At 67.9% G+C, this 14,033-nt stretch carries 13 protein-coding genes; 8 read left to right on the top strand and 5 right to left on the bottom strand.

The features are described from left to right. Positions 1-37 precede the first annotated feature (37 nt). The 3 genes from ABEA10_RS00580 to ABEA10_RS00570 all read right to left on the bottom strand — a co-directional run bounded on the left by ABEA10_RS00580 (position 38) and on the right by ABEA10_RS00570 (position 4,391). Positions 38-2,128 carry a glycoside hydrolase family 36 protein gene (locus tag ABEA10_RS00580; protein WP_345455788.1) on the bottom strand — a complete coding sequence of 697 codons (2,091 nt, stop codon included), beginning with the start codon at positions 2,126-2,128 and terminating at the stop codon, positions 38-40. 124 nt (positions 2,129-2,252) lie between these two features. Then, a complete protein-coding gene (melA, locus tag ABEA10_RS00575) occupies positions 2,253-3,548 on the bottom strand; it encodes an alpha-glucosidase/alpha-galactosidase (RefSeq protein WP_345455785.1) in 1,296 nt (431 codons plus the stop codon). An 84-nt stretch (positions 3,549-3,632) separates the two neighbouring features. Further along, positions 3,633-4,391 carry a DeoR/GlpR family DNA-binding transcription regulator gene (locus ABEA10_RS00570; RefSeq protein WP_345455782.1) on the bottom strand — a complete coding sequence of 253 codons (759 nt, stop codon included), beginning with the start codon at positions 4,389-4,391 and terminating at the stop codon, positions 3,633-3,635. 348 nt (positions 4,392-4,739) lie between these two features. Here ABEA10_RS00570 and ABEA10_RS00565 point away from each other — a divergent pair, with 348 nt between their 5' ends. The 6 genes from ABEA10_RS00565 to ABEA10_RS00540 all read left to right on the top strand — a co-directional run bounded on the left by ABEA10_RS00565 (position 4,740) and on the right by ABEA10_RS00540 (position 11,051). After that, complete coding sequence (locus ABEA10_RS00565) at positions 4,740-6,065, top strand: ABC transporter substrate-binding protein (RefSeq protein WP_345455779.1); 1,326 nt, start codon at positions 4,740-4,742, stop codon at positions 6,063-6,065. Between the two features lie 31 nt (positions 6,066-6,096). After that, a complete protein-coding gene (locus ABEA10_RS00560; protein WP_345455776.1) occupies positions 6,097-7,050 on the top strand; it encodes a carbohydrate ABC transporter permease in 954 nt (317 codons plus the stop codon). Next, complete coding sequence (locus ABEA10_RS00555) at positions 7,047-7,895, top strand: carbohydrate ABC transporter permease (protein ID WP_345455773.1); 849 nt, start codon at positions 7,047-7,049, stop codon at positions 7,893-7,895. The genes ABEA10_RS00560 and ABEA10_RS00555 overlap by 4 nt, the downstream gene beginning before the upstream one ends. Next, positions 7,892-9,295, top strand: coding sequence for a family 4 glycosyl hydrolase (locus ABEA10_RS00550; protein WP_345455770.1), 1,404 nt, complete (start codon positions 7,892-7,894; stop codon positions 9,293-9,295). The genes ABEA10_RS00555 and ABEA10_RS00550 overlap by 4 nt, the downstream gene beginning before the upstream one ends. A 1-nt stretch (position 9,296) precedes the next feature. Beyond that, a complete protein-coding gene (locus tag ABEA10_RS00545; RefSeq protein WP_345455767.1) occupies positions 9,297-10,205 on the top strand; it encodes an SIS domain-containing protein in 909 nt (302 codons plus the stop codon). 723 nt (positions 10,206-10,928) lie between these two features. Next, a complete protein-coding gene (locus ABEA10_RS00540) occupies positions 10,929-11,051 on the top strand; it encodes a hypothetical protein (RefSeq protein ID WP_345455764.1) in 123 nt (40 codons plus the stop codon). A 236-nt stretch (positions 11,052-11,287) separates the two neighbouring features. Here ABEA10_RS00540 and ABEA10_RS00535 read toward each other — a convergent pair whose 3' ends face one another. Beyond that, positions 11,288-11,482 (bottom strand): hypothetical protein, encoded by a 195-nt coding sequence (locus tag ABEA10_RS00535; protein WP_345455761.1) that lies wholly within the window; start codon positions 11,480-11,482, stop codon positions 11,288-11,290. A 282-nt stretch (positions 11,483-11,764) separates the two neighbouring features. On the opposite strand from ABEA10_RS00535, the gene ABEA10_RS00530 reads away from it, so the two are divergent. Continuing rightward, positions 11,765-12,343: a GAF and ANTAR domain-containing protein gene (locus ABEA10_RS00530; protein WP_425550845.1), complete on the top strand. Its 579-nt coding sequence runs from the start codon at positions 11,765-11,767 to the stop codon at positions 12,341-12,343. Positions 12,344-12,393: 50 nt separating this feature from the next. Further along, positions 12,394-13,146 (top strand): ANTAR domain-containing protein, encoded by a 753-nt coding sequence (locus ABEA10_RS00525; protein ID WP_345455757.1) that lies wholly within the window; start codon positions 12,394-12,396, stop codon positions 13,144-13,146. 23 nt (positions 13,147-13,169) lie between these two features. Here the strand turns inward: ABEA10_RS00525 and ABEA10_RS00520 are convergent, their stop codons facing one another. Then, positions 13,170-13,523, bottom strand: a complete 354-nt coding sequence (locus ABEA10_RS00520) for a response regulator (protein WP_345455754.1) — start codon at positions 13,521-13,523, stop codon at positions 13,170-13,172. Positions 13,524-14,033: the final 510 nt, after the last annotated feature.

Raw genomic sequence — 14,033 nt, 5'->3', positions numbered from 1 at the left:
ACGTGCCGGGCCGCCGACCGCTCGGTGGATCAGGCCGTCAGATGCGCTCGGCCACGACGAGCTGGAACTTCTCGAACGTCAACTGGAGGGTGTCGTGCCGTGAGTCGGCGACGCCCAGGACGGTGCCGTTGAACGGGTCGGTCAGCCGGTACCGTCGGCCCCGGTCCAGGCCGCGCAGCTCGACCTTTCCGTTCCACCGGTCGGCGTAGAAGGCGTAGTGCAGGGTGGAGTCCTTGGCGATGACGTGGGCCTCCGGCTTGTCGAATCCGATGTCGTACAACTCGCCGCGGTACTCCCCGGTGGACAGCATGTACTTCTTGTACAGCGCCACCCACTTGCGCCAGAGCACCTCCTTCTCCGGCGTCAACACCACCGCGTCCTCGGGCTTCGTCCCGGGCGCGTCGCTCGGCCAGGTGAACTTGGTCGACAGCACCGCTCCGACGCCGTAGCTGGAGGCGAAGTCGTCGCCTCCGTCGCTCAGCTCCACGTGGTCGCCGGCGTAGCTGCTGCCGTGCCCCATCAGCGCCTTCATCGACTTGCCCTTGCTCCGCACCTGGTACGACGACGTCGGGTCCGAGGCCGGGTACTGGTCGACGTACGGCAGGTTGTGGAAGGCGAAGGCCGTGCCACACGGGCAGAGCTCGCACACGGCATCGCGGTTCGCCCCGTGTGCGGCGTCGTGGATCGCCTTCCAGAACAGCGCCAGCCCCTCGGTCGACTCCTCCGGCCGCGCGTGCCGGTGAGCGGGGTTGTAGCAGGGCGCGACCGCGTTCAGGTGCTGACCGTCGGTCTTCAGCCCCTCGTATCCCCAGTCATCGATGAACTTCCGCGCCAGCCCGACGAAGTAGTCGATGGTCGGCTGGTACGCCGGGCACAGTGTGTAGGAGTCCCACCAGCTCACGTTCTGTTTGTTGCCGTCGGCATCCAGCAGCAGCATGTCCGGATGGTCCTTGTACAGGTTGCTGTCGGGGTCCGCCGCCAGCGGTGCCCACCAGAGTCTCGGCAGCAGCCCGGCGTTCCGGATCTTCTGGGTGAACGCCCGCATGTCCGCCTCGCCCCGCGGGAACTTCGCGGGGTTGATGTCCCAGTCGCCCTCGTTGGTCTGCCAGCCGTCGTCGAGACCCGCCCACGTGAAGCCGACGTCCTGCACCTTGGGCAGCGTCCCGAGCACCTGCTCGACGGTGAAGTCGCGCTGGTAACCCCAGGCGCACCAGACCGGGGCGAACGCCGATTCCGGCACCTGGGGGGCGCGCAACCCGATGTCGCTCATGTAGTCGCGGTAGCGCTGGAGCGGCACGAAATGGTCGCGCTGGTGTACGGCCAGGAACGTGGTGTCGGTGGTCAGCTTCTGGCCCGGTTTCAGGGTGCGAGGGGTGTCGCCCTCGATCGCGATGCCCGCCCCGTGCTCCGACTTGCGGACCGGCATGCGCAGAATCCGCGCCACGGGCTCGACATGCCCGACGGACACGCCGGCGCCCCGGCGCCAGACGGACGCCAGCGGGGTTCCACCGCCGTAGTCGGAGGCGTCCATGCCCAGGGAGTTCTCCTGGAAGAAGCCGTCGGACACGGGTTGCACCCAGTCGCGGCGGTCCTCATGGGTGGAGCCTGAGAAGGTGTAGAAGCCTCCTGCCTTCTCCAGCAGTTCGTGGGCTCCGTTACGCCACCCGGTGACGTTCAGCGGTTCGCGCGACAGGTTGGTGTACGTCACCTTCATCACGGTCATCCCGTCCAGCCGGCGGTAGGTGGTCAGTTCCACCGTCTTCCGCACCTGATCGCTGGATACGCCCTGGATGGTCACGATGACGCCGTCTCCGTGCCGGGCATGCCGGATCTTGCGCGTCTGATGGCCGCGGTAGCTGAAGGTGTCGATCGTCGCGTCGCCGAGGACCAGCACCTCACCGGCGTCGAACCCCGTCACCTTCTGGCCGTCCACGGAGACCCTGCTGTGCAGGCGGTCGTCGAACTCCAGAGTGATGGAGTCGTCACCGACCCCGACGAGCTTGGGCCCGGGGTTCGAGGAGGTCGCGGCCTCGGCCGCGGGCAGGCCTCCCGTCACGGCCGGCAGGGCGGTCAGGCCCGCGCCCCCCAGCGCCACTTTCAGCACAGTACGCCGCGTCATGTCGGTCATCTAGCACTTCTTTCGTCGAGGGCCGGTATCGCCGATGAGAGGGCCGGTTCGTGGTTCGTCCGAAAGATGGGTCGTCGCGCCATTGCGCACACTCATGCACGCGAAATCGCATGGCCGTCCCGCGTCATCGGCGCAGGGACCTGGGGAGCAGGTCGCGGTGTGCGTCGAGGAGTTCGTCGCACAGTGCCTCGGCACGGCGAGTGGTCAGGACGCTTCCGGCGTTCGGATCCAGGAGAACGGCCTGATAGACATGGCGGCGGTCGCCGTCCAGGACGGCTCGTACGGTGAGTTCCACCACGTTGAGGAAGGTGCGGTTCAGGGCGGCCAGCTGCGGCGGCAGGGCCCCGATCGGCTGTGGACGCGGGCCCGATCCGTCGATCAGGGCCGGGACCTCGACGCAGCATTCGTCGGGCAGGTTGGTGATCAGGCCGTCGTTGCGGACGTTGAGGTAGATCTCGCGTTCCCGGCCGGTCTGGTGGGCGTGGATGAACTCCGAGGCCAGTTCGGACGTCGCCTCTAGGGTCAGAGGCCCCTCATCGGCGAGTTCCCGGCGGGTCGACTCGTACTCCTCAATGTTGCGCTCCGAACGCCGAAGGTATTCACCGACCGGGACTCGGAACTGCGCGATCTCCTCGTCGTGGCGCATGAACCAGGGCACGTATTCGGCGCTGTGCTCGCTGGACTCGGTGGGAAAGTAGCCGAAGCGACGGAACAGCTCGACGCGGACCCGGCGCTGGAGCTCCGGATCGGCGTCGATGGCCGCGCGCAGCGCCGGGTACAGATCCTGACCCTCGTGCTCGAAACGGAGGACGAACGCCTGGTGGTTGAAGCCGGCCGTGCGGAAGTCGATCTCCGCGAGCGGCACGCCGACCAGCTCAGCGAGGAGCCGGTGCGTGTCGCGGACCGAATGGCACATGCCGACGACCCGCTGGAACGGTGAACCGGCGTAGACGGCCCACGGCAGCATCGCCATCGGGTTGCTGTAGTTGAGCAGGTACGCGTCCGGCGCGACCTTGGCCAGGTCCTCGCCGATCTGGATCAGCACAGGGATCGTGCGCAGGCCTCGGAAGACGCCTCCGATGCCGATCGTGTCCGAGATCGTCTGGCGTACGCCGTAGCGGGCCGGAATGTCGAAGTCGGCGCGGGTGGCGCGGTAGCCGCCGACCTGGATCTCGTTGATCACGTAGTCGGCACCTTCGACGGCGGTGAGCCGGTCGGTGCTGGAGCTCACTTGGGCGCCGGCGCCGGTCTGCTCGTTGATGCGGCGCACCAACGCTTCGGCGTAAGCGAGCCGGTCGGCGTCGATGTCGTGGAGCGCCAGTTCGAACCGGCCGTGCAGCTCGGCGAATTCGCACAGGTCGGTGACGACGTTACGGGTGAACTCGACGCTGCCGGCGCCGATGAACGCTACCTTCGTCATGCCCGGACTATGACACCGGCGCGGACGAACGCACAATGATAAGCAGGAAACGCGCAATTTTCGTGTGCGTGGTTGCGCGAAACGTCAGACGAGCGAGACCTCGCAGTCCCGCTCCCGGATCTGCTCGATCTGCGCCTCGGCCGCGCGCCCGTCCGTGATCAGAAGGTCGACCGACGTCATCGGGCAGACCTGCGCGAGCGCCACGCGGCCGATCTTCGTCGCGTCCGCGAGCACGATCGTCTTGCGGGCGCGCTGGAGCAGGGCGGCGTTCACACGGGCGCCTGCCGGGTCGTAGTTCGTGCATCCCGCCGACGCGTCGACGCCGTCGACCCCCACGAAAGCGACGTCGACGTTGTACTCGGCCAGGAACTCCTCCGCACTGTGCCCGACCGTCTCCTGGCTACTGCTCCGCACCTCACCGCCCGCGGTGAACACGCGGAGCCGCGGATTGTCCAGCAGGTGAACCGCGACATTGAGGGCGTTGGTGACCACGGTGAGACCGTCGGACTCCAGCAGCAGATGCGCGAACTCGGTCACCGTGGTCCCGCCCGTCATGCCGATGACCCGGGCGCCGGCGAGGTGCCGGCGGGCCGCGTGCGCGATCCTGCGCTTCTCGACCAGGTCCTGGGTCGTCTTGTAGCTCAGTGGCATGTCGTTGAACGCGGCGTGGGTGGTGGCACCACCACGAGTGCGGCTGACCAGACGTTGCTGTTCGAGCACCTCGAGATCGCGCCGGATCGTCGCATGCGACACACCGAACCGCTCGGCGAGTTCGGGCACTTCCAGCGACCCGTGCGCGACGATCGCGGACAGGATCTGGTGGATGCGTTGGTTGCGTCGCATGCCCCGAGGCTAGCGCACGAACGATCAGATTGCGCATTAGATGCCCTGGCTGCATGCAAACTGCGCGTACCCCGCGAGGCGCGCGAACATCTGTCCATAACGGGGAAATTTCGTGAACAGACTGTTGACGCCCGGTGAGCAAGGTGCCAAAGTCTCTGCCACATCAAGCATAGTGATCGATACGCGCGCAGCAGACTGTTCAGATACTGCGCGAAACGCTCACGGGCGATGATCGGATTGTCCGTCTCGTCCGCGAGCTTCCCGGCCCGGCTGGTGCCGAACCACCGCCCGACGCGGGGTTCCGGGCACCCGCAGCGACGGGTCGTCTTTTGGAAGAGAGGCGTAGCCATGCTTTCCATTCGACAGGCCAGACCCGCCGCGGTGGTCGGCGCGCTGTCATGTCTGGCTCTGCTCGCCACCTCGTGCTCCGGCGGCGGCGTCGCGGCCTCGTCCGCGACCAGCGGCGTGACGATCAATGTCTCCCTGGCCATACCGTCTCCGCCCAAGGCCTCGCTGGACGCGTTCACCAAGTCCACCGGCATCACCGTCAAGTGGACCGACATCGACTGGGACAGTCTTCAAACGAAGATCGCGGCCGGATCGACCGCCAAGACGTACTTCGCGGACGCGACCGACGTCGACTGGTCTCGGGTGGGCCAGCTGGGGAAGCTCAACTGGTTCTACCCGATGGAGCGCTACGTCGACACCAAGTCGCTCGCCTCGGACATGCCGCAGCTGTCCTCGTTCACCGTCGGCGGCCACGTCGTGGGCATCCCGTTCGACGCGTCCTTCCTCGTGACCACCGTGAACAAGAAGATGTTCGCCAAGGCCGGCGTGACGACCATGCCGAAGACGATCGACCAGTACACCCAGGACCTCAAACAGATCAAGACGAAGGGCGTCGTCCAGTACCCCTTGAACATCCCGTTCGCCGCCGCCGAAGGTCTGTCGACGTACTGGTACCAGACGACGGGGGCGTTCGGCGGGACGATCCTCGACGGCCAGGGCAGACCGCAGTTCACGAGCCCTGACTCGCCCGGGTACAAGGCCGCGCAGTGGATGGTCGACGCGTTCAAGCAGGGCCTGGTCCCGCCCGGCAACATCAACGTCACCGACAGCCAGGGCCAGCAGAAGCTGATGGCGCACGGCCAGGTCGCGAGCGTCTTCGGCGACTACTCCGGCAACGTCGGCAGCCTGTACGAGGTGCCGTCCTCCTCGACCGTGGTCAAACAGGTCGACTACCTCCGCACTCCGGGCGTGACGGGGCCGGGACCGAACCTCAGCAACCCGGACGGCATCGGCATCCCGCGTACGGCCAAGCACCCCCAGGCCGCGGCGAAGTTCATCCAGTGGTTCACCGAAGGCGCCAACCAGGCCGACTTCGCGGGTCTCAACGGGCCGGACAAGGCACTGCCGAGCTACAACTTCCCGTCCCGGCTGAGCGTGGTCGACCAGCTCGCCGCCAAGGGGAAGCTCATCGGCGGCTCCACGCTCGGCGCGATGCTCAAGTCCAGTGCCCGGCCGGTGTTCCCGGCAGGAGCGCCGACGTGGTACCCGCAGTTCTCCAACGCCGTCTACACGAACCTGCATTCGGCCGCCACGGGTTCACTGACCGTCGATGCCGCGATCAAGGCGATCGCCGGCGCCGCGAACCGGCTGGCGAACGGCGAGTGACCGGGTACTTCGCGACCACGAGGTGTCTTCCATGACGGGACCACAACTCGGTACGCCACCGGTGACGGCACCGGCCGGCGGTGACGCCACCGGGACGCCGGCCCGGCGGCGTCGCCGCCGCCGGTTCGATCCGCTCCCCTATCTGCTCGTCTCGCCGTTGGCGATATTCATCGTCGGCCTGGCGCTGGTGCCGGCGGCCTTCACGATCGTCGAGGCGTTCTTCCGGGTCGACAGCCTCGATCCGCCGACGCGCTTCACCGGCCTGGGCAACTTCCGCCGGCTGTTCGGCGACCACACCTTCCGGATCACCGCGGAGAACACGCTGGTCTACGTGGTGATCGGCGTCGGGCTGTCGACGATCCTCGGCATCGCGATGGCGATCACCCTGCAGCACAGGTTCCGCGGCCGCGCGGCGCTGATCGCGGTACTGATCCTGCCGTGGGCGCTGCCCGGAGTGGTCGAGGGAATCGTGTGGACCGGCATCTGGGACGCCAACACCGGTCTGCTGAACAGCGTGCTCACCTCGCTCCACATGGTCGATCACTACCACGTCTTCCTGGGCCGGAACCGCTGGCAGACGATCGCGCTGATCGAGATCGTCCAGGTCTGGCAGATCACGCCCCTGTCGGCGTTGCTGGTGCTGGCCTCGTTGCAGAACATCCCCGGTGACCTGTACGAGGCGGCGCGCCTGGACGGATGCTCCGCGTGGGGGGCGTTCCGGCGGATCACGCTGCCGCTGGCCCGCCCGGGGATCGCGGTGGCCATGGTTCAGGCGGTGATCGCGACACTGAACGTCTTCGACCAGCCGTACGTGCTCAACGGCGCCGCGCCGACCGGATCGTCGGTGATGGTGCAGACCTACTCCGTCAGCTTCCAGAACCTGGACTTCGGCGAGGGCTACGCGCTGTCGCTGCTGGTCACGTTGGTCACGCTGATCGTGTCATTCTGCGTCGTCAAACTCGTGTACCGGGCGGTGGAGCTGTGAGTGTCATCCACGGACGTCTCCGGATACGCGCGCGCTGGATCGGCGTGGCGTTCATCCTGTTGTGGTCGCTGGTGCCGATCTACTGGACGATCAACACCAGCCTGCAGACGGAGGCACAGGCCGGGAGCAAGCCGGCGCACTACGTGCCGCCGACCCCGACGCTGAAGCACTACATCACCCTGCTCGGCAGCGATGGAACGGTCCCCGACCAGATCCGCCGGTCGACGATCAACATCCTGGTCGAGTGCGGCGCCGCGACGATCGTCACCGTGGTGCTGTCCACGCTGGCGGCCTACGCGTTCGCGCGGATGCGCTTCCGCGGACGCAACCTGCTGTTCTACTCCGTGCTGGCCACGATGGCCTTCCCAGCGTACACGACGCTGATCCCGCTGTACCGGATCATGAGCGACTTCGGCCTGGTCAACACCTACACCGGCATCGTGCTGGTGTACGTCTCCGGCTTCCTGCCGCTGGCGACGTGGATCATGCACAACTACCTCGTGAGCCTGCCGACCGCGATCGAGGAGGCCGGCCAGGTCGACGGGGCCGGCCGCATGCAGATCCTCTGGCACGTGCTGCTTCCGCTGGCCCTGCCCGGCATCATCTCGACGGCGATCATCACGTTCCTCTTCTCCTGGACGCAGTTCCTCTTCCCGCTGGTCCTGTCGACCGACGTGTCGACCCAGCCGCTCACCGTGGTCGTCCAGTCGCTGCAGGGACAGCACGTCGTGCCCACGACTCTCCTTAGCGCGGCCGGGGTGATCGCCATCGTGGTGCCGGCGGTCATCGGGCTGACGCTCAACCGCTACATCGTGAACGGCCTGCTGACCGGGAGCGTGAAGTGACCCGGTCGGCCCGCGGCGCGGCCGGCAAGGGACTCGTGCTCATCGGGGCCGGCAGCACGGTGTTCACGCCCGGGCTCCTGCGCGACATCACGTCCTCACCGGCGTTCGAGGACTACACCGTGCACCTGGTGGACACGAACGGCGAGGCCGCCGAGACCATGGCGGCGATCGGCCGCCGGCTCGCGGCGCGGCGGGGCCACGGCGTACGGATCGAGGCGCACACGGACCGGCGCGCCGCGCTGCCCGGCGCGAGGTTCGTGATCACGACCATCGCGGTCGGCGGGGCCGGCGGATGGCGGGCGGACCTGGAGATCCCAGCGCGGTACGGGATCCGCCAGACCGTGGGCGACAGCGTCGGCCCCGGCGGTGTGCTGCGCGCGTTGCGCCACGTGCCCGAGCTGGTGGCGATCGCCCGCGACGTCGCCGACCTCGCGCCGCGGGCGTGGCTGGTCAACTACAGCAATCCCCTCACCGCCAACGTCCGTGCGATCACCGGGCAGACCGGGGTACGAGCGATCGGCCTGTGCCACGGCACCATGCACACCACGATGGCACTGTCGGCGGCGCTGAGCCGCGATCCCGATGACGTGCACGCGGTGTTCGCCGGCCTCAACCATCTCTGCTGGCTGCTCGACATCCGGTCCGGCGGCACCGACCTGTACCCGCGGCTGCGGGAGCTCGTCGAGGCCCACGCCGGCGGCCGGGACGCCCCGTCCTCGCGCACCGAGGGCGTCCACGCCGCGGTGTCGGCCGACCTGATGCGAACCTTCGGCCGCTACCCCGCGCCGGGTGACCGTCATGTCGCGGAGTTCTTTCCCCGATACCTGTCCGCGGCGGGCTCCGGTGAGCTGGCGTGGGGACTGCAGGGCGGCCAGGACATGACGCACGAGTACATCGACGACAAGAGCCGGCTCTGGGACGACCTGCGAGCCCAGGCGAACGGCGACGTTCCCCTCCAGATCTCCTCCGGCCAAGAGGCCGAGCGCGTCGTGAGCATCGCCGCGGCCCTGCTCGGCGACCGGGACATCGTCGAACCGGCCGTGAACCTGCCGAACGAGGGCAGGCTTCCCGATCTGCCGGCCACGGCCGTCGTGGAAGTGCCCGCGGTCGTCGGCGCCGACCGGATCACCGGCCTGGGCATCGGCCCGCTGCCGCCGGCCATCGCCGCGGTTCTCGCGGCACGCGCCGGGCAACAGGAGCTGACCGTACGGGCGGCGGTCTCCGGTGACCGCGACATGGCCGTCCAGGCGCTGACGCTCGACCCGCTCGTCGGCGACGCGTCCACCGCGAGGGCCATCCTCGACGACGCGGTCGTCGCGCACGCACCACTCCTGGACCGGTTCGGCGCCGTCGACGGCCACGACCTTCAGAACCAACGTCCCAGAGAAGGGGAACTCTGACATGCCCGGAACCGCATCAGCCCTCGGGCGGATCACCTCTGACGAAATCGCCAGCCAGCCCGGCTGCTGGATCCGCGCCCAGGAGCAGAGCCGTTCCGGGCCCAGTGGGTTGCCGGAGGCGGGCGAGAAGGTCCTCGTCCTGGGCTGCGGCACGTCCTACTACGTCGCCGCGGCGTACGCGTGGCTACGTGAGCAGCGCGGACACGGACCGACTGACGCCGTCATCGCCTCGGAGCTGCCCGAGGTGCTCCGCCCGTACGACCGGGTGGTGGCGATCAGCCGGTCGGGCACCACCACCGAGGTCCACCGGGCACTGCGGCGGCTCGGGGGCGACACCCCGATAACGGCCGTACTCGGCGCTCTCGACACGCCGATCGCCTCTCTGGCCACCGACATCGTCGACCTTTCGTACGCCGACGAGCGAAGCGTCGTGCAGACCCGGTTTCCGACGACTCTGCTGGCTCTGCTGCGCGCCCAGCTCGGCGACGACGCGCGGGCCCAGGCGGAACTCGTCGACAGCGGCGAGCGGGCGGTGAACGCCGAGGTCACCGAGGCACTGCCCCGGCAACTGGTCGTCCTCGCCTCGGGATGGGCCGCCGCACTCGCCCAGGAGGCCGCGCTGAAGTGCCGCGAGTCCGCGGGTATGTGGGCGGAGGCGTACGCGACCGGCGAGTACCGTCACGGACCGATCAGTGTCGCCGGACCGGACACCCTCGTGTGGGCGATGACCCCGCTGTCGGCCGTGGAGATCAGCGCCATCGAAGCGACCGGGGCACGCGTCCACCACGGCGGCACGGAGCCGCTGGCCGAACTCGTACTCCTCCAACGCCACGCGGTCGCCTGGGCGGCCTCCGTAGGACGCGATGCCGACCTCCCGGTCCACCTCACCCGCTCGGTCGTGGCCGTCTGAACCATCGCGGGCGCCCGCCGGTGTCGTTCCGGGAGTTCCTCGCGACCGCCGTGTCACCGGCGAGGTAGGGCGCGGGCCCGCGGTGCGCGGCGGGTCAGGTGTCGCCCTCCAGGACCGTACGGCACAGCGTGCAGCGTGCCTTGACCTTGCCGCGGACGGGGACGCGAATGCGCTGGCGGCACGTGGGACAGAGGAACGAGACGCGCAGCGGGCCGCCGTCGAACGGTAGCCGCCGGCCGCCGCGGCGTCGGCGGCGCGCCGCGGTGTCTGGGCGCGACCGCGATCGCGCACGTATCGGCGGCGGTTCGCCCAGCCGCAGTGGAGCAGGGGCGGGCACCGCGGACCGTCGCGTGCCTGCGCGAGGCCGGCACGGCAGGCCGCGCGAGCCGGCCCGCTGGTAAACCCCGGCTCGACGTCCTCGCCGAAGGCCAGCGCGCGCTTGGGGTCCGACTGGGGGCGACTCGGCCGAGCCGGAGCTGGCTTCGAAGCAGGTGGTACGCCCCGACGAAGGCGAAAGACGGCCAGGCGGCGATCAGTCGGCTGATCGCGGCCGGATCCGCGACCGCGACGTTCGCCGCAAGACTGGCCAGGCTCCCGACGATCAGCAGCGTCCAGGGCGGCCACTCACCGGCCTGCCCATCCTTCTCGCCAGCAAGACCGACATCGACGCGGCGACGACCATGCCATCGACGCTGATCGGATCGCGCTCCACGACGCCTCGCCGTGCCGGAGCGCGAGCTCACCCATGTGACCGAACTGACAACCGCCGCGATCACCGCCAGCAAGGCAACGCTGATCACCGTCGTCAGACGGATGCAACGCGTCGCCGATCCATCGGTGCGCTGAGGGTCCACCATCGGCGATCACCTGCTCCCCAGCAGGAACGACTTGCTGAGGACGAAGGTATGTGCGTTTCGTTCGTGTCCCCGCCGTGCTGGACCCCCTATCTCGCAAGACCGGCGCGCGCCCCTCAGCGCGAGGCGCCCTGACGAGGACTGCCGGGTAGGGCAACACCGTCCGCAATGATCAGAAGACCGGAAGGCTGCGTTCCCCTGTTCTGTGTGCCTTGCACGGGATCCAAACTAGTGATCGAGGAGCCCGATGCGCGGCGAACCGGGGTCGGAGCCGAGCTCACGCACGTACGGCCGCGCCGGTGCCGGTGCGATCACCGTGTTGCCCACGCCATGGCCGTTCACCGCGTCGAGCATCGCGGCGGCGTCACGGACGGAGCGCGTGTGGCAGATCCCCGGCCTCGACGAGTGCTGTAGACCGGTCACCGGAGGACGTCGCCATGCTGTTTGTGCTGGTCGGGCGTGACAGGGGTAGGTTTGAGGTATCTGGCCGAGTCGGATGCGTACATCTAGACGCCCGTGGCGTACCCGGTTGAGTTATCTCTGGTACGGCCGGGAGGCACGTTATATATGGCTGTTGATCGTATGCGGCTGGCGGGGGCGCTGGCGGAGATTGTGACGGACTTTCCTGGGAGGGCGGATATCCCAGGGAAGTTGTGCCGGGCATGTCACGCGGCGTTGCCGGTCGATGGGGTGGGCCTGTCTTTGATGACCGAGGGGCAGCCCGACGGGCGCCTGTTGCTCGGGGCGAGTGACGAGCAGGGCGTGCGGATCGAAGAGTGGCAGTTCGGTCTGGGCGAGGGCCCGTGCGTGTCGGCGTTCGTCGCCGGCCGGCCGGTGCTGGTGCCGGATCTGCAGGCACGGGAGGCGTGCTTGCGGTGGCCGATGTTCACGCGGGAGGCCGCGAGCGCAGGGGTTGCCGCAGTGTTCGCGTTTCCGCTGCAGGTCGGCGTGATCGGCATCGGGGTAATGGATTGTTACCGCTCACGGGTGGGGCCGTTGGCGGAGATTGCCGAGGCTCTGGCGGTGGTCGACGCCGTGACGGTGGCACTTTTGAATGTTGAGATAACCAGTGGGGAGGATGCGGTCCCGGAGGTCGCCCTGTTCGATCTGTCCTGGCGCACCCACGCGGTGGTCCATCAAGCCACCGGGGCGCTGTCGGCCGAGCTCGGGATACTCGTCGGCGAGGCGCTGGCCCGATTGCGGGCGTACGCCTTCAGGTACTCGCGGCCCTTGGACGAGGTCGCCGCGGACGTACTCAGCGGGCGGCTGCATCTGACCCGATGAGACGACGCCGTCGGTAGTTCTTCTAACCCGGCGTCGAAGAGGGGGAAGGGATGTCGACTCCGACTACGCGGGAGCCGGCGCTGACCACCGCGTTCATCGACATCGCCGACACGATGGTCGTTGGCTATGACTTGATCGATATGGCGCATCGCCTGGCAGGCCATTGCGTTCGTCTGCTGGACGTCGCAGCGGCGGGGCTGTTGCTGACCGATGGGCAGGGCAATCTCGGGGTGCTGGCCTCCTCCAACGAGCAGGCGCAGCTGATGGAGCTGTTCCAGTTGCAGGCCGACCATGAAGGTCCGTGCCTTGACTGCTTCCACACCGGGAGTCCGGTCACCGCGGTGGATCTGCCCCGCTGGCGCGAACGGTGGCCCGGGTTTGTGTCCCTGGCCGAGGAACAGGGCTTCCGAACGGTACACGCGTTGCCCATGCGGTTGCGGGAACACACCATCGGGACGCTGAACCTGTTCCGCACCGGCGTCTCGTCACTGTCCGCCGAAGATCTCAGGCTGGGCCAGGCCCTGGCCGACGTCGCGACCATCGCGATCCTGCAGGAGCGTGCGCTGGCACGTAGCGAGGTCGTCGTCGAGCAGTTGCAGGGGACGCTGAACAGCCGAGTGATCATCGAGCAGGCTAAGGGTGTGCTATCCACCTCCGGGCACATGAGCACCGACGAGGCGTTTACGGTCCTGCGCGGGTACGCGCGCTCCCACAACCACCGGCTCGCCGAACTCGCCAGAGCGGTAGTCGCCGACGCTGACCAGGCCCGGCAGGTGCTGCTTTTCGTCGGGACAAGGTCATGACACGCCGGTCATGAACTTCTCGATCAGAGCATGCCGCCCAGGCTGTCGCGGATCGCGTCGCCGGACAGCTCCGTCTTGGGCAGGTAAGCATCCGCGTCGCTGCCCTCGAAGACCGTGCGGAGAGCGTCGGGGGCACAGCTCGACATCAAGATCATGAACATCCGTTCCGCCAGCCCCGAACGGACGATGTCGGCGATCAGATCTAGCCCGTTGCCCTCTCCAAGGTAGAGATCGACGAGCGCGACGTCGGGGCATAGGTCGGAGATCAATTCTAGCCCGTGCTCATGATCAGCGGCCGCGCCGACCATGTCGAACCCGTCCGCGACGAGCAGATGGGAGACCGCATCGGTGAAGCTATTGTTGTCATCGACGACCACTGATCGAATTCGGCCGGAGTCGGCCACCGACCTCAGCTGTCTCGTTCTCGTCGGCAGCTTCGCGGATGTTCGTGCGCTCCGCAGGGAGACGGTGGAGATACACCACCAGGACGAAGCCGCGTAATCCATCAACGAAGGGGTTCGCGGCCCGCCATTCGCATCGGCTGACCACGCCACACCACAGGCACCGCCAGATGCCGGTTCTTTCCTACTCACGTTTTTTAACCCTCACGCCACATAAGAACTGATATGAGCGCCACCGAGGGTCTGGAGTGACGAGTGTTCACTCAATGAATGAATCGCGTACTTCAAGCAAGGTACACCGCGTCGTCCACCAGGACAAACATCGGAAACCGGACCCAGGCCACTCGCTCCCCTGACGGAACCTGCCCGCCCTGTCCCCACTACGCCGGCCCAGATCTCGCCGACGGTCCGATCACGCTCCGTTGCGCCGGGCCTGCTTTTTTCTGATGGCGAGTACGACCTCCTCGACGTGACGTCCGCATACCG

Source organism: Actinoallomurus oryzae (assembly GCF_039541955.1).
Taxonomy (GTDB): domain Bacteria; phylum Actinomycetota; class Actinomycetes; order Streptosporangiales; family Streptosporangiaceae; genus Actinoallomurus; species Actinoallomurus oryzae.
Note: the sequence above shows the minus strand (reverse complement) of the source record. Positions and strands in the feature narration are given on the sequence as shown.

Coding starts and splice junctions, on each gene's coding strand:
- ABEA10_RS00565 (WP_345455779.1), top strand. CDS start 4,740: ATGCTTTCCATTCGACAGGCCAGACCCGCCGCGGTGGTCGGCGCGCTG.
- ABEA10_RS00560 (WP_345455776.1), top strand. CDS start 6,097: ATGACGGGACCACAACTCGGTACGCCACCGGTGACGGCACCGGCCGGC.
- ABEA10_RS00530 (WP_425550845.1), top strand. CDS start 11,765: ATGACCGAGGGGCAGCCCGACGGGCGCCTGTTGCTCGGGGCGAGTGAC.
- ABEA10_RS00525 (WP_345455757.1), top strand. CDS start 12,394: ATGTCGACTCCGACTACGCGGGAGCCGGCGCTGACCACCGCGTTCATC.
- ABEA10_RS00570 (WP_345455782.1), bottom strand. CDS start 4,391: ATGCGACGCAACCAACGCATCCACCAGATCCTGTCCGCGATCGTCGCG.
- melA (WP_345455785.1), bottom strand. CDS start 3,548: ATGACGAAGGTAGCGTTCATCGGCGCCGGCAGCGTCGAGTTCACCCGT.
- ABEA10_RS00580 (WP_345455788.1), bottom strand. CDS start 2,128: ATGACCGACATGACGCGGCGTACTGTGCTGAAAGTGGCGCTGGGGGGC.
- ABEA10_RS00545 (WP_345455767.1), top strand. CDS start 9,297: ATGCCCGGAACCGCATCAGCCCTCGGGCGGATCACCTCTGACGAAATC.